Source organism: Stenotrophomonas sp. STEN056 (genome assembly GCF_056759635.1).
The window spans coordinates 37,906-61,348 of sequence record NZ_JBRRDL010000012.1 but is presented as its reverse complement, the minus strand read 5'-3'; the positions used below and the strand labels follow the sequence as shown (position 1 = coordinate 61,348).

Below are 23,443 nucleotides of genomic sequence, written 5' to 3'. Positions count from 1 at the left end.
GAAGTAAGGGCTACCCCTCCCCGGCCCTCCCCTTGCCTGCGGCAAAGGGAGGGGGAAAATCGTGCATCTGCTGCATCTGCTGCATCTGTTGCTTCAGCTGCTTCACTTGCGCGCGCCGGTTACTGCGCCGTCTCCGTGCACGTCTGCTTCTGCCCCTCCCTTGCGCAACGCGCAGGGGAGATTTGGGGAGGGATGCTTTTGCTCTCGTAATCCCGTCAGGCTGTTGGGATTTGATCCCAGCCTACGCAGCTACCACTTAGTACCCCGCCGCCTGCCCATCCTTGCGGCTTTCCGAGGCGCCGTAATACACGCCGCTCTGCGGGTCGCGCATGATCGCCTGGTAGCCGCCATACGGGCCATCGGCAAACGTCACCCGATGCCCCTTGCGCATCAAGCTGCGCACGGCCTCCCAGGAAAAGCCGGTCTCCAGGTTGACCTCGCCGCCATCGCGCATCGCCGTCGCCGGCCCGGTGGGTTCGGTTGAGCCCTCATGCTGGATGCGCGGTGCGTCGCCGGCTTCCTGCAGGTTCATGCCGAAGTCCACCAGGTTCATCACGATCTGCGCATGACCCTGCGGCTGCATCGCCCCGCCCATTACACCGAAGCTGGCGAACGGCTTGCCATCCCTGGTGATGAAGGCCGGAATGATGGTCTGGAAGGGGCGCTTGCCCGGCGCATAACCATTGGGGTGATCTTTCTGCAGCACGAACATCTCACCGCGGTCCTGCAGGATGAAGCCCAGCCCCGGCGGCGCCATGCCACTGCCCATGCCGCGGTAGTTGGACTGGATCAAGGACACCATCATGCCGTCGGCATCGGCCACGGTCATGTAGATGGTGTCGCCCTGCTCCAGTTGCTTCGGCGTGCCGGGCTGGGCTTCCTTCAAGGCCTTGTCCATGGAAATCAGCGCGCGACGCTCTGCCGCGTAATCCTTTGAGATCAAACGCTGCACCGGCGCCGGCGAAAATGCCGGGTCAGCGTAGAAGCGGGCGCGGTCGGCAAAGGCCAGCTTCTTGGCCTCGACGAACAGGTGGATGTGCTCGGGGGAACCGAAGGGGATCTTCGAGAAATCGTAGCCTTCAAGAATGTTGAGGATCTGCAGCGCGGCGATGCCCTGGCTGTTGGGCGGCAGCTCCCAGACATCGTAGCCACGGTAGTTGCTGCTCACCGGCTCCACCCATTCGCCCTGGTGCGCGGCCATGTCCTGGTAACTCAGGTAGCCACCATTGGCCTTGAAGAAATCACCAATGGTGCGGGCGATGTCACCCTTGTAGAACGCATCACGCCCGCCGTCGGCAATCTTCTGCAGGGTGTCGGCCAGATTCGGGTTGCGCCACATCTCGCCCTTTCGCGGCGCGCGGCCGTCAATGGTGAACTGCTCCTTGAAACCCGGCTGTGGCGACAACCGCGGCACCGAGCGATCCCAGTAGTAGGCAATCACCTCGGCAACCGGGTGCCCTTGCCGCGCATAGGCAATGGCCGGCGCAAGGTTGTCGGCCATCGGCTTGCGGCCGAAGCGTTCGTGCAACGCGAACCAGCCGTCCACCGCACCGGGCACCGACACCGGCAGCGGCCCGGTAGCGGGGATTTCCTTCAGTCCGCGCCGCTGCAGTTCGGCCAGCGTCAGCGACTGCGGCGAGCGGCCCGAGCCGTTGTAGCCGTGCAGCTTCTGCGTCTTCGGGTCCCAGACGATGGCGAACAGGTCGCCACCAATGCCATTGCCCGTGGGCTCCATCAACCCCAGCGCGGCATTGGCCGCGATGGCCGCATCCACCGCCGAACCACCGGCTTTCATTACGTCCAGCGCGATCTGCGTGGCCAGCGGCTGTGAGGTGGCGGCCATGGCATGCGGCGCGATGACCTCCGAGCGCGTTGCGAATTCATGGCCGGTGACGCGATCGGCAGCATGAGCCGGGAGCAGGCAGGCGCCCGCAAGTGTGAGCAGGAAGGTAGCGGAACGGAGCATGGGCGGCACCCGATGGGAACTGCCGGGAACGATAGCCGATGCCCGGACTTCATTTCTGCCGATGCAGGCACCCTCCCGTCACACGGCACCTGTCCGCTGGCGCTTCGACGTTCAAGCCACGGCAGCGGCCAGAGGTTCCCGAGGTTTTGCGCAAGGCAATGCCCCATCACTGATCTGCGCCAGCAACTGCAGGGTTTCCTGACCGGGGTTCAACCCCAGCTCCACCCGCAGCATTGTCTCGAAGGTCCGGTAGACGTCGAGCGCAGCCGTACGCCTGCCACTACCGGCATGGGCACGCATCATCCGCCGTGTGTGCGCCTCGTTCCAGGGATCGCGCAGGGTCAGCGCACGCGCCACTTCCACTGCCGGTTCCCACCGCTGAGCCTCCAGCAAGGCATCACAGCATTGCTTTGCCGCATCGACCAACTGCATATCCAGTTTGCGCCGGGTGGTTTCCAGCCAGCTGTGGAAATCCGGCCCGCCCAGGTCCTCCATGCCATCGAGAAAGCTGCATTGCCCGACCAGCAGCTCCATTGGCTCGTACGGCGCCTGCCGCAACAGGTCGATATCGAACACCGGCTGTTCACCACGCATCAGGCCCACCGTTGCGCGTTCGATCTGCAGCACACCCGGGCCCAGAACCTGCACGCAGTAACGGTTGAGGTTGCTCAGTACCTGCCGCAGATTGGTCAGGGCACTGGTCTCCGCAAACCCGGGCCACAACAACCGGGCAAGGGCGCTGCGCGAATGCCGCCGGTTCGTCTCCACGGCCAGAAAGCCCAGCAATGCCCACGCCTTGCGATAGATCAAGGGTGCCGGCAATCCGTGGCACGGGCCCAACAGCCGTATCCGCTCACGGCCTGCATCCCCTGCCAACCCGCAATCGGGGATTCCCCCCCCTGCTCCCACCAATTCCGCCATGTGCGTCATCTAAAACCCCCGTTTCAAGGCCCGCCCACGCAGCCCCCTATCTGATTAACCGGAAAAAGCAGCCAGACCCGATCATCGGCCAGCAAGCTTTCTGCAAACGGGCATCAACGGCGTGTTTTCCGCGCACTCTGGCAATCCGCGCACAAGCGGCCGTGCAAGTTTCAACCGCAACCAAGCCGCTGTGATGCGACTTTCGAGGGTTTTCCTGACAATCACACCTGCAAGCGTTGACAGGTGCATCGCGCAGATGGTTATCTCGGCCTCATGTTGCAACGCCACAACACCACCGCCCGCCTGACTTCGACCCCGGCCTCCGCCGCGGCGTCGCTGCTCGTACTCGTACTTATTACCGAGCCAACAGGTGCGGGGCGAACTGGCGCGTAACAGAAAAAAGCCAGATTCGATAAAAGACCCCGCGCCGACCCCGGTGCGGGGTTTTTCGTTTCCAGCCTCTATTTCACTTGAAACCATGTTCTCGACCAATCACGCAAAACCCGAGCACACCGCAAGCGCCGCCAAGCGCACCGCCCCGGCGTGCATGGCTTTGCGTCAGTCCCATCCGGCCGCTGCGTCCTGACGCAACGGCCTTTTTTTCATCACTGCACGACTCTCTTCATCGCAAGGAACCCAAGCACCATGAGCACCAACGAACTGCCCCAGATCAAAGTCGCCGTTGTCGGTTACGGCAGCCAGGGCCGCGCCCATGCCATGAACCTGCGTGAATCCGGCTTCGACGTGGTCGTCGGCCTGCGCGCTGGCGGCCCCACCGAAGTCAAGGCGCAGGCCGATGGCTTCACCGTCAAGACCCCGGCCGAAGCGGTCAAGGACGCCGACCTGGTCGCCGTGCTGACCCCGGACATGGTGCAGAAGAAGCTCTACAACGACGTGCTGGCACCGAACATGAAGCAGGGCGCCTGCCTGCTGTTCGCGCACGGCCTGAACGTGCATTTCGGCATGATCGAGCCGCGCGCCGACCTGGACGTGGTGCTGGTCGCCCCCAAGGGCCCGGGTGCACTGGTGCGCCGCGAGTATGAAATCGGCCGCGGCGTGCCGTGCATCTACGCGGTCTACCAGGACATCAGCGGCAAGGCCGAGCAGTTCGCGCTGGCCTATGCGGCCGGCCTGGGCGGCGCCCGCGCCAACATCATCAAGACCACCTTCAAGGAAGAAACCGAAACCGATCTGTTCGGCGAGCAGGCCGTGCTGTGCGGTGGCGCTTCCTCGCTGGTGCAGGCCGGCTTTGAAACCCTGGTGGAAGCCGGCTACCAGCCGGAAATCGCCTACTACGAAGTGCTGCACGAGCTGAAGCTGATCGTGGACCTGTTCTACGAAGGCGGCATCACCCGCATGCTGGAGTTCATCTCCGAAACCGCGCAGTACGGCGATTTCGTCAGCGGCCCGCGCGTGATTGATGCCTCGGTGAAGGCACGCATGAAGGACGTGCTGACCGATATCCAGAACGGCACCTTCACCAAGAACTGGGAAGCCGAGTACGACGCCGGCCTGCCGAACTACAAGAAGTTCCAGCAGGCCGACATGGAACACCCCATCGAGAAGGTGGGCAAGGAACTGCGCGCCAAGATGGTTTGGCTGCAAGGCCAGACGGCGTAATCCGCGGTCCCCCACCGGATAAAGGCAAAGGTCGCTGCATGAACACTTCCACCCAAGCTGCACCGCGCAACGGTGCACGCTGGCTGACGCAGGCCCTGGAGGCCGAAGGCGTGCAAACGCTGTTCGGCTACCCGGGCGGCACCATCATGCCGTTCTACGACGCATTGGTGGATTCCAGCCTCAAGCACATCCTGGTGCGCCACGAACAGGGCGCGGCACTGGCTGCCAACGGCTACGCCCGCGCCAGCGGCAAGGTCGGCGTATGCGTGGCCACCTCCGGCCCCGGTGCGTCCAACCTGGTCACCGGCATTGCCGATGCCATGCTCGACTCGGTACCGATGGTGTGCCTGACCGGCCAGGTCGGTACGCCGCTGCTCGGCACCGACGCATTCCAGGAGCTGGACGTGTTCGGCATGACCATGCCCATCGTCAAGCACAGCTGGCTGGTGCGCAGCGTGGATGAGCTGCCGCAGGTGGTTGCCGAAGCGTTCCGCGTCGCCCGCGAAGGGCGGCCCGGGCCGGTGTTGATCGACCTGCCCAAGGACGTGCAGTTGGCCGATGCCTCGCACCTGCCCGCGCACACGCCGGCATCGGTTGATCCGGTGCCGGCACCGGATGCACAGCGCCTGGCCGAGGCGGTGGAAATGATTGCCGCCGCCGAAAAGCCGGTCATCTACGGCGGTGGCGGCATCGGCCTGGCCGACGCGGTTGGCGAGTTCCGCCAGTTCGTCGAAGCTACCGGCATCCCCACCGTGTTGACCCTGCGTGGCCTGGGCGCGCTGCCGGCCAGTCATCCGCAGTACCTGGGCATGCTGGGCATGCACGGCACCCGCGCCGCCAACATGGCGGTGCAGGAGTCGGACCTGCTGATCGTGGTCGGCGCGCGTTTTGACGACCGTGCCACCGGCAAGCTGGCCGAGTTTGCGCCGTTCGCCCGCGTCATCCACCTGGATGCCGATGCGTATGAAATCTCCAAGCTGCGCAGCGCCGACCTGGCCATCCCCGGCAATCTGAAGGCCGGCGTGCAGGCCCTGACCGGCATCCGCGGCAACTGCAACGGCTGGCGTGCACGCTGCGCGGCCAACCGCGAGAAGTTCACCGCGCGCTATGACGCACCGGGCAAGGACATCTACGCACCGGCACTGCTCAAGCGCCTGAGCGAGGTTGCACCGCCGGACACCGTCATCGCCTGCGATGTCGGCCAGCACCAGATGTGGGTGGCGCAGCATTGCCGCTTCAACCATCCGCGCAACCACCTGACCTCCGGCGCGCTGGGCACCATGGGTTTCGGCCTGCCGGCGGCGATGGGCGCGCAGTTCGCCTGCCCGGACCGCACCGTGGTGCTGGTCTCCGGCGATGGCAGTTTCATGATGAACGTGCAGGAGCTGGTCACCATCGCCCGCTGTCGCTTGCCGGTGAAGATCATCCTGCTGGACAACGCCTCGCTGGGCATGGTCCGCCAGTGGCAGGAGTTGTTCTTCGCCGAGCGTTACAGCGAGATCGACCTGTCCGACAACCCGGATTTCGCCGCACTGGTGCAGGTGTTCGGCATCCCCGCCACCCGCATCACCCAGCGTGCCGAAGTGGAAGATGCACTGGCCGCACTGCTGGACACCCCCGGCCCGGCCTTCCTGCACGTGGCCATCGATGCCCGCGCCAACGTGTGGCCACTGGTGCCGCCGAACTACGCCAACAGCACCATGCTGGACAGCAACCCCGCACACGCCAAGGCAGCACAGGAGAGTTCCAATGCAATACCGGCTTGACCTGGTGCTGAAGCCTGCCGAAGGCGCGCTGGTGCGCGTGATCGGCATGGTCGAACGGCGCGGCTTCGCCCCCAGCAACATCGCCGGCAACCGCGATGCGGACGATGCCGGGCGCTGGCACGTGCAGATGGACATCAGCGGCACGCGCCCGCCGGAAACCCTGCGCCACCAGCTGGAAAAGGTCTACGACTGCGAATCGGTACGCGTGGTACCTGTCGCCGGTGCCAGCGTATGAGCAGCGATGTAAGCGACGTACCTGTAGTACGCCTGCGCAGACAACGGAGGCGTCTTCTTTGTGGTGGCCGAATCCGGGAGCCGGGAGCCGGGGTTCGCACCCGCTCTGCGGCGGCAGTGGGCGGTGCTGAACGGAGGTGTCTTCTCCAACCACTCGCAGCGCATCTTCAATCCGCAATCCCGAATCCCGAATCCCGGCGTCACCATGCCTGACCGTGGCCGCCCTGTCTCCGTTGCAGACCACGCTGGCGAAGTGAACGTCAGCGTCGCCGACGTACTCGCCGCGCAGGCCCGCCTGCGCCGTTTCCTGCCGCCCACGCCGCTGCATTACGCCGAGCGTTTCGGTACCTGGCTGAAGCTGGAAAACCTGCAGCGCACCGGCTCGTACAAGGTGCGCGGCGCGTTGAACGCAATGCTGGCCGCACTCGAACGCGGCGACGAGCGGCCGGTGATCTGTGCCTCGGCCGGCAACCATGCGCAGGGCGTGGCATGGGCGTCCTTCCGCCTGGGCGTACAGGCCATCACGGTGATGCCGCATGGCGCTCCGGAAACCAAGATTGCCGGCGTGCAGCACTGGGGCGCCACCGTGCGCCAGCACGGCAACAGCTATGACGAAGCCTATGCCTTCGCCCGCGAGCTGGCCGAACAGAACGGCTACCGCTTCCTGTCTGCCTTCGATGACCCGGACGTGATCGCCGGCCAGGGCACGCTGGGCATCGAACTGGCCGCGCATGCACCGGACGTGGTCATCGTGCCGATCGGCGGCGGCGGCCTGGCCTCGGGTGTGGCGCTGGCGCTGAAGTCGCAGGGCGTGCGCATCATCGGTGCACAGGTCGAGGGCGTGGATTCCATGGCCCGCGCCATCAAGGGCGACGTGCGCCAGATTGACCCGGTGGCAACCCTGGCCGATGGCGTCAAGGTCAAGATTCCCGGCTTCATTACCCGCCGCCTGTGCGCCAGCCTGTTGGACGATGTGGTCATCGTGCGCGAAGCCGAACTGCGCGAAACCCTGGTGCGCCTGGCACTGGAAGAACACGTCATCGCCGAAGGCGCCGGCGCACTGGCACTGGCTGCGGGCCGGCGTGTGGCCGGCAAGCGCAAATGCGCGGTGGTGTCCGGCGGCAACATCGATGCCACGGTACTGGCCACGCTGTTGTCCGAAGTGCGGCCGCGCCCGCCGCGCAAACCTCGACGGCGCAACGGAGAGCGACTTAGAAGCCGTGCCACCTCGCCCCCGTTACGCACACTCAAATCCGAATCCCCCCAAATTTCCGTTACCGCAGTCGAGGAGACCCTCTGGTGAATACTCCAACCAACAACAGCCCACGAATTACCATCTTCGACACGACCCTGCGTGACGGCGAACAATCCCCGGGCTGCAGCATGACCCCACCGCAGAAGCTGGTGATGGCGCGCGCCCTGGCCGAGCTGGGCATGGACGTGATCGAAACCGGCTTCCCGGCAAGTTCCCAATCCGACCGCGAGGCGATGGCGCTGATCGGCCGCGAAGTACGCGACCCGGTGCTGGCGGTGCTGTCGCGCTGCCTGGCCGCCGACATCGAGACCTCGGTCAAGGCGCTGGAAGCGGCGGCGCGCCCGCGCCTGCACCTGTTCCTGTCCACCAGCCCGCTGCACCGCGAGCACAAGCTGCGCATGAGCAAGGAGCAGGTGCTCGAATCGGTGCACAAGCACGTGACGATGGCGCGCGGTTACGTGGACGACGTGGAGTTCTCCGCCGAAGACGCCACCCGTACCGAGCTGGAGTTCCTGACCGAAGTGGCCCAGGTGGCCATCGCTGCCGGCGCCCGCACCATCAACCTGCCCGATACGGTTGGCTTCACCACGCCGGACGAAATCCGCGCGATGTTCCAGCATGTGATCGGCAATGCCGCCGGTGCCGACAAGGTGATCTTCAGCACGCACTGCCACAACGACCTGGGCCTGGCCGTGGCCAACTCGCTAGCCGCCATCGAGGGCGGCGCGCGGCAGGTGGAAGGTTCCATCAACGGCATCGGCGAACGCGCCGGCAACTGCGCGCTGGAAGAAATCGCGATGGTGCTGAAGGTACGCAACGCGTACTACAACTTCGACACCGGCTTTGACACCCAGCGCATCGTGCCTACCTCGCAGCTGCTGCAGCGCCTGGTCGGCATGCCGGTACAGCGCAACAAGGCCATCGTCGGCGCCAATGCTTTTGCGCATGAATCGGGCATCCACCAGCACGGCATGCTGCGCAACCGCAACACCTACGAAATCATGCGCCCGGAAGACGTGGGCTGGGAGTCTTCGCAGATGGTGCTGGGCCGCCACAGCGGCCGCGCCGCGGTCGAGGCACGCCTGCGTGCGCTGGGTTTCTGGCTGGAAGAAGAAGAACTGAAACTGGTGTTCGAGCAGTTCAAGGCCATGTGCGAGCAGCAGCGCGTGGTCACCGACGCCGACCTGCAGACCCTGATGCAGGGCACCTCCAGCAGCGATGGTTACCGCCTGGCCTCGATGACCATCAGCGACGTCGGCAGCCGCGCCAACGCGCTGGTTGAACTGTCCGACCCGGAAGGCAACCGCGTGGCCGAAACCGCGCAGGGTGATGGCCCGGTGGATGCGTTGTTCTCCGCATTGTCGGCGGCCACCGGCATCCAGCTGACCCTGGACAGCTACCACGTGCACAGCGTCGGCATCGGTGCCGATGCACGTGGCGAAGCCAACCTGAGCGTGCGCCATGAAGGCGAGATCCTCGAAGGCACCGGCACCAGCCGTGACATCATCGAAGCCAGCGCGCTGGCCTGGCTGGATGTCACCAACCGCCTGCTGCGCCAGCGTGAAGGCAGCAAGACCGAGGAAGCCGTCAGCGCCTGAGCGCGACGGCAGAACATAGGCAACGGAACGTACTGATGAGCTCCGCACCCAAGACCCTGTACGACAAACTGTGGGACGCCCACGTTGTCGTCCCCGAATCCGACAACGCGCCGGCCGTGCTGTACATCGACCTGCACCTGATCCACGAAGTGACCTCACCGCAGGCCTTCACCGAACTGCGCGCGCGCGGCCTGAAGCCGCGGCGCCCCGACCGCACCAAGGCGACGATGGACCACTCCACGCCGACCCTGCCGGCCGGCCCGGACGGCAAGCTGCCCTATGCCAGCAAGGCCTCCGAAGCGCAGGTGGAAACGCTGGCCAGGAACTGCGCCGAGTACGGCATCGAGCTGTTCGACCTGTCCTCGGCCAACCGTGGCATCGTCCACGTCATCGCCCCGGAACAAGGCTTCACCCAGCCGGGCATGACCATCGTCTGCGGTGACAGCCACACCTCCACGCACGGCGCGTTTGGTTCGCTGGCCTTCGGCATCGGCACCAGCGAAGTCGGCCACGTGCTGGCCACGCAGTGCCTGCTGCAACGCAAGGCCAGGACCATGGCCATCACCGTTGATGGCGAACTGGCCCCGGGCGTCGGCGCCAAGGACGTGGTGCTGCACATCATCGGCGTGATCGGCGTCAACGGCGGCACCGGCCATGTGCTGGAATTCCGTGGCTCGGCGATCCGCGCGATGGACATGGAACAGCGCATGACCCTGTGCAACATGTCGATCGAGGCCGGTGCGCGCGCCGGCATGGTGGCACCGGACCAGGTCACGTTTGACTGGGTCGCCAACACCCCGCGCGGCCCCAAGGGCGCCGACTTCGACAAGGCCGTTGCGTACTGGAAGACGCTGGACACCGATGCCGGCGCACGCTTCGACGCCGAAGTGCATATCGATGCGGCCGACATCCGCCCGACCCTGACCTGGGGCACGCACCCGGGCACGGCGATTGCGGTGGATGCGCCGATCCCGGCCGCCAACGATGCCGCCGCGCAGAAGGGCCTGGACTACATGAAGTTCGAGTCGGGCCATGCGTTGGCTGGCACGCGGGTGGACGTGGTATTCGTCGGCTCCTGCACCAACGGCCGCCTGAGCGACATGCGCGAAGTGGCGCAGGTGCTGCGTGGCCGTCGCATTGCCGCTGGCGTGCGCATGCTGGTGGTGCCGGGCTCGGAGATCGTCAAGCGCGATGCCGAGGCTGAAGGCATCCACGAGATCGTGCGTGCCGCCGGTGCCGAATGGCGCGAACCGGGCTGCTCGATGTGCATCGCCATGAACGGCGATCTGGTCGCACCGGGCCAGTTGGCGGTGAGCACCAGCAACCGCAACTTTGAAGGCCGCCAGGGCCCGGGCTCGCGCACGCTGCTGGCCTCACCGATGAGCGCGGCGTGGGCTGCGGTGAATGGTCACGTTGCCGACCCGCGCGAACTGTTTGCCAAGGAGGTGGCGTGATGGCCGCACTGACCCGCATCGTTTCGCGCAGCGTGGTGCTGCGCCAGACCAACATCGACACCGACCAGATCATCCCCGCGCGCTTCCTGTCCACCACCGAGCGCGCCGGCCTGGGCAAGAATGCATTCAATGATTGGCGCTGGCAGGCCGATGGTTCGCCGAATGCGGACTTCGCCTTCAACCAGCCGCACAACCAGGGCCGCTCCATCCTGTTGGCTGGGCGCAACTTCGGTTGCGGCTCCTCGCGCGAGCATGCGCCGTGGGCATTGACCGACCTGGGCCTGCAGGCGATTGTCAGCAGCGAGATCGCCGACATCTTCCGTGGCAATTCATTGAAGAACGGCCTGCTGCCGATCGTGCTGGACGAAGCCGACGTGCAGGAACTGATGCAGAACCCGGATGACGAACTGACCGTGGATGTGGCGGCGCGCGAGCTGCGTACTTCCAGCGGCAAGGTGTATTCCTTCCCGCTGGATGGCTTCTCGCAGACCTGTCTGCTGGAAGGTGTGGACCAGCTGGGCTGGCTGCTGGGGCGTGCTGAAGAAATTGCCGCGTACGAGGCTTCGCGAGCAGCATGACGAAACACCCCTCCCCTTGCCGGCGCAGCCGCCTGGGGGTGGTCGGGAGGGGGTTGGCTTTGGCTTGTGCTACGCAAACAGCAACGGCAGAAGCTCCCCCTCCCCAACCCTCCCCTGCGCCTGCGGCGCAAGGGAGGGGGCAGATCCGCGTTGCCTGCAGGGCTGCGTAACGAAACACCCCTCCCCTTGTCGGCGCAGCCGACAGGGAGAGGTCGGGAGGGGGGTGGCTTTGACTTGTGCTGCGCAAACAGCAACGGCAGAAGCTACCCCTCCCCAACCCTCCCCTGCGCCGTCGGCGCACGGGAGGGGGCAGATCCGCGTTGCCTGCAGGGCAGCGTGACGAAACACCCCTCCCCTTGCCGGCGCAGCCGGCAGGGGGAGGTCGGGAGGGGGTTGGCTTTGGCCTGTGCTACGCAAGCAGCAACGGCAGAAGCTCCCCCTCCCCAGCCCTCCCCTGCGCCTGCGGCGCAAGAGAGGGAGCGACCAACAACAGCAACCGGAACCCTTACATGCAAGCCAACATCGTCGTACTGCCGGGTGACGGCATCGGTCCTGAAATCACCGCCGTCGCGGTGGACGTGCTCAAGGCCATCGCCACCCGCTTTGGCCACAGCTTCAGCTTCAGCGAGCACGACATCGGTGGCATCGCCATCGACAACCATGGCGAGCCCCTGCCTGCCGCCACGCTGGAGGCCTGCAGCAAGGCCGACGCCATCCTGCTCGGCGCGGTCGGTGGCCCGAAGTGGTCCGACCCGAATGCCAAGGTGCGCCCGGAACAAGGGCTGCTGGCCATCCGCAAGGCGCTGGGGCTGTTTGCCAACCTGCGCCCGGTGCGTACCCATCCGGCAGCATTGAGCGCCTCGCCGATCAAGCCGGAGTTGCTCACCGATGTGGACTTCGTGGTCGTGCGCGAGCTGACCGGCGGCATCTACTTCGGCGACAAGACCCGTGATGCCGACAGCGCCAGTGACCTGTGCCGCTATACCACGGTGGAAATCGAGCGCGTGCTGCGCAGCGCCTTCGCCCTGGCACAGCAGCGTCGCGGCAAGCTCACGTCGGTGGACAAGGCCAACGTGCTGGAAACCTCACGCCTGTGGCGCGACATCGCCACGCGCATTGGCCGCGAAGAATTCCCCGACGTGGAACTGGAACACCAGTTGGTCGACTCCATGGCCATGCACCTGATTTCCAAGCCGCGCGCCTACGATGTGATCGTCACCGAAAACATGTTCGGCGACATCCTCACCGACGAAGCCTCGATGCTGGCCGGCTCGCTGGGCCTGTTGCCGTCGGCCTCGCTGGGCGAACAGGGCAAGGTTGGCATCTTCGAACCCATCCACGGTTCGGCACCGGACATCGCTGGCAAGGGCATCGCCAATCCCTATGCCACCATCCTCAGCGCAGCGATGCTGCTGCGCCATTCGCTTCAGCTGGAAGCCGAGGCGGCCGCCATCGAGGCCGCGGTCAGCGCGGCATTGGACGCCGGACAATTCACCGCCGACCTGGCGGCACAAGGGCAGGCGCTTTCCACCTGCCAGGCAGCGCAGGCAGTGCTTGCGCAGCTCAGCTAGTCGTACCCGGACGCGGCCATTGGCCGCGTTCTTTTTTGGTGCCCGCGTATGCTGCAAGCGCTGGGTACCGTTGATTGGCGGCACGTTACCGCCTGGTGGACAAACAATTCTGCTCTTCATTCTTGGATCTGTTGCTTCAGATCCCCCTCCTGAGAGGAATGCCCTTGAACTACCGTAGCCCCGACGATTTCCTTGCCCATGTGGCCAGGCGCGACCCCAACCAAGCCGAGTTCCTGCAGGCGGTGAAGGAAGTCACCCTCAGCCTGTGGCCCTTCCTGCAGCAGAACCCGAAGTACACGCAGCACGGGTTGCTGGAGCGGCTGGTCGAGCCGGAGCGGGTAATCCAGTTCCGCGTGGCATGGGCGGACGACAAGGGCCAGACCCACGTCAACCGCGCCTGGCGCGTGCAACACAGTTCGGCCATTGGCCCGTTCAAGGGCGGCATGCGTTTCCACCCGTCGGTGAACCTGTCGATCCTGAAATTCCTGGCCTTCGAGCAGACCTTCAAGAACGCGCTGACCACGTTGCCGATGGGCGGCGGCAAGGGCGGCTCGGACTTCGACCCCAAGGGCAAGAGCGACGGCGAAGTGATGCGCTTCTGCCAGGCGCTGATGCTGGAGTTGTATCGCCACCTCGGCCCGGACACCGACGTGCCGGCCGGTGACATCGGCGTGGGTGCGCGCGAGGTCGGCTTCATGGCCGGCATGATGAAAAAACTCAGCAACAGTGCCGCCAGCGTGTTCACCGGCAAGGGGCTGGCGTTCGGCGGCAGCCTGATGCGCCCGGAAGCCACCGGCTTTGGCACGGTCTATTTCGTCGAGCAGATGCTGCACCACGCACGCCGCGAAACCCACGGTGCCAAGGTGCTGATCTCCGGCTCGGGCAACGTGGCCCAGTTCGCCGCGATCAAGGTCGCCGAGCTCGGCGGCAAGGTGCTCACCTTCTCCGACTCCGGCGGCACGCTGTACGCACGCGATGGCTTCGACGAGCAGGGCATGCAGGACGTGATGACGCTGAAGAACGAACGCCGTGGCCGTTTGTCCGAACTGGCCGACGATGCGCGCTTTGAATACCTCGCCGACCGCCGGCCGTGGCATATCCCGGCCGATATCGCCCTGCCCTGTGCCACCCAGAACGAGCTGGACGAAACCGACGCCCGCACCCTCGTCCACAACGGCGTGCTGTGCGTGGCCGAAGGCGCCAACATGCCTTCGACGCTGGAAGCGGTGGATGTGTTCCTGCAGGCCGGCACGCTGTACGCACCGGGCAAGGCCAGCAATGCCGGCGGCGTGGCAACATCAGGGCTGGAGATGAGCCAGAACGCGCTGCGCCTTTCCTGGCGTCATGCCGATGTCGATGAGCGCCTGCACGTCATCATGAAAGAGATCCACGCCAACTGCGTGCGGCACGGTGTTCGCGCCGATGGCAGCGTCAACTACGTGGACGGCGCCAACATCGCCGGCTTCGTCAAAGTGGCCGATGCCATGCTGGCGCAGGGGCTGTACTGAGCAACGACAGCGCGTGGGCCGGGAAACACCCCGGCCTGCGTTTCAACACACCGGGCACGCGGTCACGACAGCACCCGGTTGCGCCCCTCGCGCTTGGCCCGGTAAAGGTGACGGTCGGCCGCGGCCAACAGGGTGCGTATCGTGTCCTGCTCAGGGCCCAGTGCGGCCACGCCGATGCTGGCGGAAATGGCGATGTCCGGGTCCACCTCTTCGATCCGCAACCGGGTCAGGCGCAGGCGCAGTTCCTGCAGCAGCCTCACCGCCTCGTCCAGTGACATGCCATGCAACACGATCAGGAATTCCTCCCCGCCATGGCGTGACACGTACTGCCCGCTGCCGACCTGCAACTGCAGCAACCCGGCCACCTCCCGCAACACCCGGTCACCGGCTTCATGACCAAAACGGTCGTTGACGTGCTTGAAGTGGTCGATGTCCAACAACGCGACATTCAGGCGGGTACCGGCCTGCAGTGCTTCCTGCAGCGCCTGCTGCAGGTGGGCATCACCGGCGCGGCGGTTGGGCAGGCCGGTCAGTGCGTCATGCATGGCCATGTATTCCAGCCGTTGCATCAGGTTGTCGCGCTCCCTGCCGGCCTGTTCAAGCGCATCGTTCTTCTCACGCAGTTCCTGCGTGCGTGCACCTATTTCGCGGTTGAGCAGCCGCTGGCGGCTGCGATAACTGGCAGTGCGCCAACTGATCAGCAACAACAACAGCCCTACCAGCGTCACCGCCGCCAGCGCCATCACCCACGGCCGCTGCCAATAGGGCGCGGCGATAGTGAAGGTGAGGCTGGCTTCGCCCACGCGCTCACGGTTGTCCCAGTCCAGCGGCAGCGCAATGGACTGAACCCGCAGCCGGTAATTGCCGGAGGGCAGGTTGGTATAGACCGCCTCGGTGCGGCTGCCCGCATCCACCCAGTCGGCATCAAAACCTTCCATCCGGTAGCGGTAGCGCATCTTGTCCGGGGCACGGAAACCCAGCCCGGCATAGGCAACGGAAATACGTTCCACCTCGTGGGGCAGGTCGTAGGCCGCCCGCACCGGCTGCGGTTCGCCGTCCACCTCGACGCTTTCAATTGCAGTAGGCGCCTTGCGTTGACGCACATAGCCATCGGCGCGCGCAGGGTCGATCAGCGCAAGGCCACCGGCAGTGGGGAACAGCAGCTGGCCCTGCCGGGTCATCCATCCGGCCGGCGACGAAGCGCCATTGCCCTGGCTGCTGGGCATGCCGTCGTTGTGGTCAACCACATGCACGGCCAGGTGGCTGCGCGCCGCGGCCGCCACCGCCACCAGGTCGCTGCGCTCCAGGCGGAACACGCCCTGGTTGCTCGACAACCAGAGATAGCCGTTGCCGTCATCGATGATGCGGAACAGCTTGTCGCGCGGCAGGCCGTTGCGGTGGTCGAACACCGTCAGCTCCAGGCCCCGCTTGCGCAGCAGCCCGTGGTCGGTGGCTATCCACAGGTCACCGTTGGCATCGCCCAGGAAGTCGAAAACGTAGCGTGCCGGGAAATCCCGGTCCGCCGACCATGCCTGCAGGCTGCCATCGGCGGCCAACGCGGCCATGCCACCGTTGGTTCCTATCCACAGCACGCCTGCCGGGTCGCGATAGAGCGAAAGCACCGCCAGGCCCGGCAGGCCTTCCTCTTCGCCGTAGTGGAGCAGCGCATCACCCCGGTAGCGATACAGGCCATCACTGCTGCCGATCCACATGGTGCCATCGGCATCCACCCACAGCGCGCGCACCAGCGGCTGCAGGGTGCCAGGCAGGGAAAGCTGCTGGCGCACCCGGCCTTTCGCATCCAGGCGATAGACGCCCCGGTTGTAGGTGCCGGCCCAGATGTCATGGCCGTGCGTGGCCAGGGCCAGCACCGAAGCGTCACGCCCGCTGCCGGGCACCAGGCGTATGCGTTCGACCTGCTCGCCCTGCAGCCGATCCAAGCCTTCCGAATGGCCTACCCACACCACGTCGTCGTCGGACTGGATCACTGCGCGTACATAGTCCGAACCCAGGCCGTCGGCGCTGGTGAGACCCCGGGCCGCGCCCTCGTCCACCCGGAACAGGCCGTCGGTACTGCCAACCCAGACCAGGCCTTCGCGGTCGATCATCAACGCCGGGCTTACCTGCCCGGCGATGGCGATACGCTCGCTGTGGCCGTCGGCATAGCGCTCCAGGCGGCCGGCCGAAAGACTCATCCACAGCGCGCCGGTGGCATCACGCCGCACCGAGTCCACACGCTCGCCAGCCCGTAGGTGTTCCTGCTGCCCATTGCCGTGCAACCAGTGGATGCCATCGTCGGTCGCCACGATCCAGCCACCGCGGGTGTCGTCCACCAGATCGCGGACCACCCAGCCTGCGGTTTCCTTCCACGGCGTCAGCCGGCCTTTCCACAGGCGCTGGATGCCGTGTTCGGTCGCTATCAGCAAACCGCCCTCGTGGTCACTGTGCAGCCGGGTGATCGGCACGCGCGGCAGGCCCACCTCGGCACCGGCATCGAGCAACTGCCCCGATGTCATCAACCGCAGCAGGCGCTCGCCCGAGGCAATCCACAGTGCGCCGGAGGGATCACGCAGCATCGCGTTGACCGGCAGATGCCGGGTCACCTCGCCCCCCACGGCTTCCCAGCGGCCACGGTGGTAGCGATAGATCCCATCGGACATGGTGCCGAACAGCATGGCGCCATCGGCCTCGGCCACGATGCTCTGCACCCCCGACAGCTCCACGCCCTGCGTGTTCTGGCGGTCGAACACGGTAAAGCTGCGGCCGTTGAAACGCACCGCGCCTTCCCAGGTACCCAGCCAGATGAAACCGTCGCTGCCCTGGGCCACCGACTGCACCAGGTTGTGCGGCAACCCCTGCTCCATGCCCCAGCCCGCCACGGTGTGACGCGGTGCTGCCGCTGCCGGCCAGGCACCGGCGATCACAAGCAACAGGCAACAGCCCAGCAATCGCGCCAGCCAACCGGCACGGGGACAGGAATCAGGTCGGTCAAACAGGGTCCGGGACAAACCTGCCTCCCGCAGGTCATGGCCGACCCCAACCGGCCGGCCGCCCCAATTTAGCATCCCGCCGTGAGATTCACCCCTTCACAGGGGTGAATCAGACCGGCCGCGGACTCAGTGCGTGGCCTCATCCGGGCGCACCCGGAACCACGCCGCATACAGCGCCGGCAGGAACACCAGGGTCAACACCGTGCCGACGATCAGCCCGCCCATGATCGAGATCGCCATCGAGCCATAGAACGCACTGCGCGACAGCGGAATCATCGCCAGCACCGCCGCCAGTGCGGTCAGCACGATCGGCCGGAAGCGGCGCACGGTGGCATCGATGATGGCGTGCCAACGGTCGTGGCCGGCATCGATGTCCTGCTGGATCTGGTCGATCAGGATCACCGAGTTGCGCATGATCATGCCCGCCAGTGCGATGGTGCCCAGCATCGCCACGAAGCCGAACGGCACACGGAAGATCAGCAGGAACAAGGTGGCACCGATGATGCCCAGCGGCGCGGTGACAAACACCATCGCCGCCCGCGAGAAGCTGCGCAGCTGCAGCATCAGCAGGGTCGCCACCACCACCAGGAACAACGGCATGCCGGCCTTGATCGAGTTCTGGCCACGCGCCGAGTCCTCCACCGTGCCGCCGGTTTCCAGCAGGTAGCCATCGGGCAACTGCGTGCGGATGTCTTCCAGCGTCGGCAGGATCTGCCCAACCACGCCCACCGGCAACATGCCATCGCCGATATCGGCACGCACGGTGACGGTCGGCAGGCGGTCGCGGTGCCAGATGATGCCGTCCTCGAACACATGCTCCAGGCGTGCCACCTGCGACAGCGACACCGCCTTGCCGCTTTCCGTCGGAATGGCCAGGCTGCCCAGCATGTCCAGGCGCGCGCGTTCGTCATCCGGGCCACGCAACAACATACCGATCTGGCGGTTGCCTTCGCGATAGGTGCTGACGCTGCTGCCGGCCAGCGAACTGCTCAGGAACTGCGCCAACTGCGCACTGCTCACCCCCAGCGCGCGCGCGCGATCCTGGTCCACGACCAGGCGCACCACCTTGCTGGGCTCGCTCCAGTTGAGGTTGACGTTGGTGGTGTGCGGGTTCTGCCGCACCTTGTCGGCCACCTGCTGGGCAATGGCCTGTACCCGATCAATGTGTTCGCCGGAAACACGGAACTGCACCGGGTAACCTACCGGCGGGCCGTTCTCCAGGCGGGTCACACGCAACTGCACATCGCCGAACTTCGGCACCACTTCCTGCAACAGCCACGCGCGCACTTCCTCACGCGCGTGGATGTCATCGGCCAGCACCACGTACTGGGCGAAGTTGGTGGCCGGCAACTGCTGGTCCAGCGGCAGGTAGAAACGCGGCGATCCGCTGCCCACGTAACCGACGAAATTGGCAATGCCCTTGCGCTGCTTGAGCAACTGCTCGAATTTTTGTGCCTGCGCCTGGGTGGCGGTCAGCGAGGCGCCTTCGGCCAGTTCGATATCGACCATCAGTTCCGGCCGGGTCGAATCCGGGAAGAACTGCTGCGGTACGAAACGGAACATCACCAGCGAGAACACGAACAAGCCAATGGTGGCGAAGATCACCAGCCAGCGGCGGCGCAGGCAGGCATCCAGGAACGCCCGGAAGCGCTGGTAGAACGCGCTTTTGTACGGGTCATGGTCGTGCGACAGCTCCTTGGGCCGGACCAGGTTGTCCAGCGCCGGATTGCGGTCGGCCCAGCGCAGGCGTAGCGCACGCCAGCGCGCGGCGATGCTGCCCGGCTTGGGCGGCTGCGGGTTGTGCAGGTCCGGCAGCATCTTGTCGCCCAGGTACGGAATGAACAGCACCGCCGCAATCCACGACACCACCAGCGCAATCGTTACCACCTGGAACAGCGAGCGCGTGTATTCGCCGGTGCTGGATGCGGCGGTGGCAATCGGCAGGAAGCCGGCAGCGGTGATCAAGGTGCCGGTCAGCATCGGGAAGGCGGTGGATGTCCAGGCAAAGCTGGCCGCGCGCAATCGGTCGTAGCCCTGTTCCATCTTGGTGGCCATCATCTCCACCGCGATGATCGCGTCATCCACCATCAGGCCCAGCGCCAGCACCAGCGCGCCGAGGGAAATCTTGTGCAGGCCGATGTCGAACAGGTACATGACGAAGAACGTCATCGCCAGCACCAGCGGGATCGACACCGCCACCACCAGGCCGGTACGCCAGCCCAGCGAGAAGAAGCTCACCAGCAGCACCACCACCACCGCCTCGGTGAGCACCTTGATGAACTCGCCCACCGAGTCCTTCACCGCATGCGGCTGGTCGGACACCTTGCGCAGCTCCATGCCGGCCGGCAGGGTTTTCTGCAGCTGTGCGAACTCGGCATCCAGGGTCTTGCCCAGCTTGAGGATGTCGCCGCCGTGTTTCATCGCCACCGCGATGCCGATGGCATCTTCACCCATGAAGCGCATCTTCGCCGACGCCGGGTCGGCAAAGCCGCGCTTCACCTCGGCGATATCGCCCAGACGCACGGTGCGGCCGCCAGCGTGGATCGGGAAATCAGCGATTTCCTGCACCGATTTGAACTGCCCGGTGATGCGCAACTGCACGCGGTCGGTGGGCGTCTCGAACCAACTGGCCGGGGCCATCGCGTTCTGCTGGGCCAGCGCCTGCTGCACCTGCTGCAGCGACACGCCCAGCGTTGCCAGCTTGGTGTTGGACAGTTCAATCCACACCTTCTCGTCCTGCAGGCCCAGCAGGTCAACCTTGCCCACGTCATCCACGCGCTGCAGCTGCAGCTGGATGCGGTCGGCGTAGTCGCGCATCAGCGCATAGTCAAAGCCCTTGCCGGTCAACGCATAAATGTTGCCGAAGGTGTCGCCGAACTCATCGTTGAAGAACGGGCCAATCACCTCGGCCGGCAGCTGCGAGTGGATGTCGCCGACCTTCTTGCGCACCTGGTAGAACAGGTCGGGCACGTCCTTGGAGCGCATAGAATCGCGCGCCATGAAGATCACCTGCGATTCGCCGGGCCGCGAATACGACTGGATGAACTCGAACTGCCCGGTGTTCATCAGCGCCTTTTCGATCGGCTCAGTGACCTGCCTGGACACCTGCTCGGCGGTAGCGCCGGGCCACATCGTCTGCACCACCATCGCCTTGAAGGTGAACGGTGGATCTTCAGACTGCCCCAGGTGCTTGTATGACCAGGCACCGATGACCGCCATGGCGATCATCATGAACAACACCAGCGGGCGGTTGCTCAACGCCCATTCGGAAAGATTGAAGCGGCGCACGCCTCACTCCCCTTTTTTGGCGGCCGGAGCCGGTGCGAGTACGGGACGATTGTCGCGGTCCACCGCCGTTACCTGCTGGCCTTCGCGCAGCAGATGGCCACCTGCGGCCACCACCCACTCGTTCCCCTTCAGGCCCTGCAGCACCGGCACCTGCTCCGGGCCATAGGCGCCGAGCGTCACCGCGCGGGCCTGCAACGTGGCCGTGGCCGGGTCCACCACCCAGACGCTGGCCTGCTGATCCTGCTTGCCCGGCTGTACTGCCGCCAACGGCACGCTCAGCGCGCCGCCCTTGCCATGGCCGATGAACACCCGGGCGCTCTGGCCCAGCTCCACCGCGTTCAAGGCCTCTGCGGCCAGGCTCACCCGTGCGGCATAGGTGCGGGTCTGCGGGTCAGCGGCGGCGGCGATCTCGCGGATGCTGCCCGGCAAGCGCTTGCCCGCCTGGTTCCACAGCTCCACTTCCACCGCCTGGCCCACGCTGAAATCGCGGATCACGCTTTCCGGCAGGGCAATGGCCACTTCGCGGGCGCCATCGGCGGCCAACCTATAAATGGTCTGGCCAGCGGCAACCACCTGCCCGGCTTCGGCTTCACGGCTGGCGATCATGCCGGCCTCCGGCGCATGCAACTGCGCGTAGCCGGCCTGGTTGCGGCTGACGTCCAGATTGGCACGGGCCGCATCGGCCTGCCCCTGCGCCGCCTTCAGCGCGGCCGTCTGCGCATCCAGCGCCGAGCGGCTGACCAGTTGCTGCTCGGCCAGCGCCGCATAGCGCTTGTGCTCGTCACGCGCCCGCACCAGGTCGGCCTCGGCTGCGGCGTACTGCGCCTGCGCCGCCCGGGCCTGCAGGTCGTAGTCGGCAACATCCAGCTCGGCCAGCAGTTGGCCCTTCTTCACGCGCTGCCCCGCATCCACGTCACGGCGCAGCAGATTGCCGCCAACCCGGAACGACAACGCGGCTTCTTCGCGCGCCCGTACCTCGCCGGGATACGCCGTCACGGCTATTCCCTCACGGCCTTCAGGGTGGACCACCAGCACGGGAAGCGCCTGCACCGGCGCGGTTTCGGGTTTGCCACATGCAGCTAGCGCGGCCAGCAAAAGGCCGCTGCCAATCCATCGGAGGTTGTTCATGGGTAGGGTCGCGAACGCTAGGGAAGGAAGTGACGGCAATGCGCCATTACTGAACGACGCGGTATAGTATAAATATCGAACCAGCTGGTCTAGTATTGAACAATGTCTTCGAAAACACCTTCACCTGACGTCGCCAAGACGGCTCGCGCTTCCGGTCCGGGCCGTCCCAAGGACCTGAGCAAGCGCGCGGCCATCCTGGACGCGGCCAAGGAAATGTTCATCGAACAGGGTTTCAATGGCGTGAGCATGGACGGCATCGCCGCCAATGCGGGGGTTTCCAAACTCACCGTCTATAGCCACTTCGGTGACAAGGAAGCGCTGTTCACCGAGGCGATCCAGGCCAAATGCGTGGAAATGATGCCCGATGACCTGTTCGTCACCGACAGCGAGGGCCCGCTGCGTGGCCAGTTGCTGGGCATCGGCCATGCCTTTTTCGCGCTGATCAGCAGCGATGCCGCCATCGCCACCCAGCGCATGATGATGACCCCCGATACCGATGACCGGATCCGCCAGATGTTCTGGCAGGCCGGCCCTGCCCGCACCGAGACCGCGCTGTCGGACTTCCTCGGCGCCCGCGTGGCACGGGGTGAGCTGGTCATCGGCGACCTGCACCTGGCCGCGCGCCAGTTTTTCTGCCTGATCAAGGGCGAACTGCATACCCACATGATGTGCGGCCTGTGCGCCGCGCCGGGCCAGCTTGATGCGGCCGCTCATATCGCCGCCAGTGTCGATTTCTTCCTGCGGGCCTATGAACCCCGCTGAAGCCCCGCCCACCAAGCTGAATGAACTGGTGGTCCGGATGACTTCCGGCACTGCGGCCCCCAACACCGCACGGCGATGCTTGGCCGCACTGCCGCGTACTAACCGCTAAAATGGCCAGCCCACTGCGCTGGAATGACGAGCTTCCCAATGACGATCAATTACCCCCACGTCCGCGAAATGATGGTTGAACAGCAGATCCGTCCCTGGGATGTGCTGGATATCCGCGTGCTGGACGTGCTGGCCCGCCTGCCGCGTGAAGCCTTTGTTGCCGAGTCCCATCGTGCACTGGCCTACACCGATGTCGAGCTGCCGCTGGGGCACGGTCAGAAAATGATGAAGCCGGTCATTGAAGGCCGCACGCTGCAGGCGCTGGACCTGCAACCGGGCGACGAAGTGCTGGAAGTCGGCACCGGCAGCGGTTTCCTCAGCGCCTGCATGGGCCAGTTGGCCCGCGAGGTGCTCAGCCTTGAAATCCAGCCCGAGCTGGCCGAGCGTGCGCGCCAGAACCTGGACGCCGCCAAGCTGGGCAGCAATGTGCGCATCGAAGTGGCTGATGCGCTGGACTGGCAGACGCAGCGTCACTTCGACGCCATCTGCATCACCGGCGCGGTGGAAACCGTACCGAGCCAGTTCCTCAAGATGCTGCGCCCGGGCGGCCGCCTGTTTGTCATCCAGGGCAAGTCGCCGGTGATGGAAGCCATCCTGGTCAATGCCGACGGCAGCATCAACTCGCTGTTTGAAACCGATATCGACTACCTGCAGGGCGCCGCCCCCGCACCGCAATTCCAACTCTGAAAACGTCCA

Annotated in this window: 16 protein-coding genes; 11 read left to right on the top strand and 5 right to left on the bottom strand. The window is 65.5% G+C overall.

Annotated elements, in window-relative coordinates; genetic code table 11:
* Positions 1-256: 256 nt before the first annotated feature.
* Positions 257-1,966, bottom strand: a complete 1,710-nt coding sequence (gene ggt / locus ACVOLO_RS08820) for a gamma-glutamyltransferase (RefSeq protein WP_481569871.1) — start codon at positions 1,964-1,966, stop codon at positions 257-259.
* Positions 1,967-2,077: 111 nt separating this feature from the next.
* Entirely contained in the window at positions 2,078-2,776 is a 699-nt protein-coding gene (locus tag ACVOLO_RS08815) for an AfsR/SARP family transcriptional regulator (protein WP_481569870.1), read from the bottom strand.
* A 756-nt stretch (positions 2,777-3,532) separates the two neighbouring features.
* On the opposite strand from ACVOLO_RS08815, the gene ilvC reads away from it, so the two are divergent.
* The 9 genes from ilvC (at position 3,533) to gdhA (ending at position 14,471) form a co-directional block, all read left to right on the top strand.
* A complete protein-coding gene (gene ilvC / locus ACVOLO_RS08810) occupies positions 3,533-4,507 on the top strand; it encodes a ketol-acid reductoisomerase (protein WP_481569869.1) in 975 nt (324 codons plus the stop codon).
* A gap of 38 nt (positions 4,508-4,545) precedes the next feature.
* The gene (ilvG, locus tag ACVOLO_RS08805) at positions 4,546-6,273 is read left to right on the top strand and encodes an acetolactate synthase 2 catalytic subunit (RefSeq protein ID WP_481569868.1); all 1,728 of its coding nucleotides are present in this window, start codon (positions 4,546-4,548) and stop codon (positions 6,271-6,273) included.
* Positions 6,257-6,508 carry an ACT domain-containing protein gene (locus tag ACVOLO_RS08800; RefSeq protein WP_481569867.1) on the top strand — a complete coding sequence of 84 codons (252 nt, stop codon included), beginning with the start codon at positions 6,257-6,259 and terminating at the stop codon, positions 6,506-6,508. The genes ilvG and ACVOLO_RS08800 overlap by 17 nt, the downstream gene beginning before the upstream one ends.
* Before the next feature lie 252 nt (positions 6,509-6,760).
* A complete protein-coding gene (locus tag ACVOLO_RS08795; protein WP_481569906.1) occupies positions 6,761-7,810 on the top strand; it encodes a threonine dehydratase in 1,050 nt (349 codons plus the stop codon).
* On the top strand, positions 7,807-9,360 hold the full coding sequence (locus tag ACVOLO_RS08790) for a 2-isopropylmalate synthase (protein ID WP_481569866.1): 1,554 nt from the start codon (positions 7,807-7,809) through the stop codon (positions 9,358-9,360). The genes ACVOLO_RS08795 and ACVOLO_RS08790 overlap by 4 nt, the downstream gene beginning before the upstream one ends.
* A 35-nt stretch (positions 9,361-9,395) precedes the next feature.
* A complete protein-coding gene (leuC, locus tag ACVOLO_RS08785) occupies positions 9,396-10,814 on the top strand; it encodes a 3-isopropylmalate dehydratase large subunit (protein ID WP_481569865.1) in 1,419 nt (472 codons plus the stop codon).
* Positions 10,814-11,392: a 3-isopropylmalate dehydratase small subunit gene (leuD, locus tag ACVOLO_RS08780; RefSeq protein ID WP_481569864.1), complete on the top strand. Its 579-nt coding sequence runs from the start codon at positions 10,814-10,816 to the stop codon at positions 11,390-11,392. The genes leuC and leuD overlap by 1 nt, the downstream gene beginning before the upstream one ends.
* A gap of 509 nt (positions 11,393-11,901) precedes the next feature.
* Positions 11,902-12,963 carry a 3-isopropylmalate dehydrogenase gene (leuB, locus tag ACVOLO_RS08775; protein ID WP_481569863.1) on the top strand — a complete coding sequence of 354 codons (1,062 nt, stop codon included), beginning with the start codon at positions 11,902-11,904 and terminating at the stop codon, positions 12,961-12,963.
* A gap of 164 nt (positions 12,964-13,127) precedes the next feature.
* Positions 13,128-14,471, top strand: a complete 1,344-nt coding sequence (gdhA, locus tag ACVOLO_RS08770; RefSeq protein WP_481569862.1) for an NADP-specific glutamate dehydrogenase — start codon at positions 13,128-13,130, stop codon at positions 14,469-14,471.
* Between the two features lie 62 nt (positions 14,472-14,533).
* Here gdhA and ACVOLO_RS08765 read toward each other — a convergent pair whose 3' ends face one another.
* From ACVOLO_RS08765 to ACVOLO_RS08755, 3 genes are all read right to left on the bottom strand, one after another.
* Entirely contained in the window at positions 14,534-17,479 is a 2,946-nt protein-coding gene (locus ACVOLO_RS08765; protein WP_481569861.1) for a diguanylate cyclase, read from the bottom strand.
* A 108-nt stretch (positions 17,480-17,587) separates the two neighbouring features.
* The gene (locus ACVOLO_RS08760; protein ID WP_481569860.1) at positions 17,588-20,749 is read right to left on the bottom strand and encodes an efflux RND transporter permease subunit; all 3,162 of its coding nucleotides are present in this window, start codon (positions 20,747-20,749) and stop codon (positions 17,588-17,590) included.
* 3 nt (positions 20,750-20,752) lie between these two features.
* Positions 20,753-21,877, bottom strand: coding sequence for an efflux RND transporter periplasmic adaptor subunit (locus tag ACVOLO_RS08755; RefSeq protein ID WP_481569859.1), 1,125 nt, complete (start codon positions 21,875-21,877; stop codon positions 20,753-20,755).
* 102 nt (positions 21,878-21,979) lie between these two features.
* Here ACVOLO_RS08755 and ACVOLO_RS08750 point away from each other — a divergent pair, with 102 nt between their 5' ends.
* On the top strand, positions 21,980-22,639 hold the full coding sequence (locus ACVOLO_RS08750; RefSeq protein ID WP_481569858.1) for a TetR/AcrR family transcriptional regulator: 660 nt from the start codon (positions 21,980-21,982) through the stop codon (positions 22,637-22,639).
* 147 nt (positions 22,640-22,786) lie between these two features.
* Positions 22,787-23,434, top strand: a complete 648-nt coding sequence (locus ACVOLO_RS08745; protein WP_481569857.1) for a protein-L-isoaspartate O-methyltransferase family protein — start codon at positions 22,787-22,789, stop codon at positions 23,432-23,434.
* Positions 23,435-23,443: the final 9 nt, after the last annotated feature.

Bases quoted from the DNA above. Each gene is read 5' to 3' on its own strand.
- leuC (WP_481569865.1), top strand. From the start codon at position 9,396: ATGAGCTCCGCACCCAAGACCCTGTACGACAAACTGTGGGACGCCCAC.
- ACVOLO_RS08745 (WP_481569857.1), top strand. From the start codon at position 22,787: ATGACGATCAATTACCCCCACGTCCGCGAAATGATGGTTGAACAGCAG.
- leuB (WP_481569863.1), top strand. From the start codon at position 11,902: ATGCAAGCCAACATCGTCGTACTGCCGGGTGACGGCATCGGTCCTGAA.
- ilvG (WP_481569868.1), top strand. From the start codon at position 4,546: ATGAACACTTCCACCCAAGCTGCACCGCGCAACGGTGCACGCTGGCTG.
- ACVOLO_RS08755 (WP_481569859.1), bottom strand. From the start codon at position 21,877: ATGAACAACCTCCGATGGATTGGCAGCGGCCTTTTGCTGGCCGCGCTA.
- ACVOLO_RS08800 (WP_481569867.1), top strand. From the start codon at position 6,257: ATGCAATACCGGCTTGACCTGGTGCTGAAGCCTGCCGAAGGCGCGCTG.
- leuD (WP_481569864.1), top strand. From the start codon at position 10,814: ATGGCCGCACTGACCCGCATCGTTTCGCGCAGCGTGGTGCTGCGCCAG.
- ilvC (WP_481569869.1), top strand. From the start codon at position 3,533: ATGAGCACCAACGAACTGCCCCAGATCAAAGTCGCCGTTGTCGGTTAC.
- ggt (WP_481569871.1), bottom strand. From the start codon at position 1,966: ATGCTCCGTTCCGCTACCTTCCTGCTCACACTTGCGGGCGCCTGCCTG.
- ACVOLO_RS08750 (WP_481569858.1), top strand. From the start codon at position 21,980: ATGTCTTCGAAAACACCTTCACCTGACGTCGCCAAGACGGCTCGCGCT.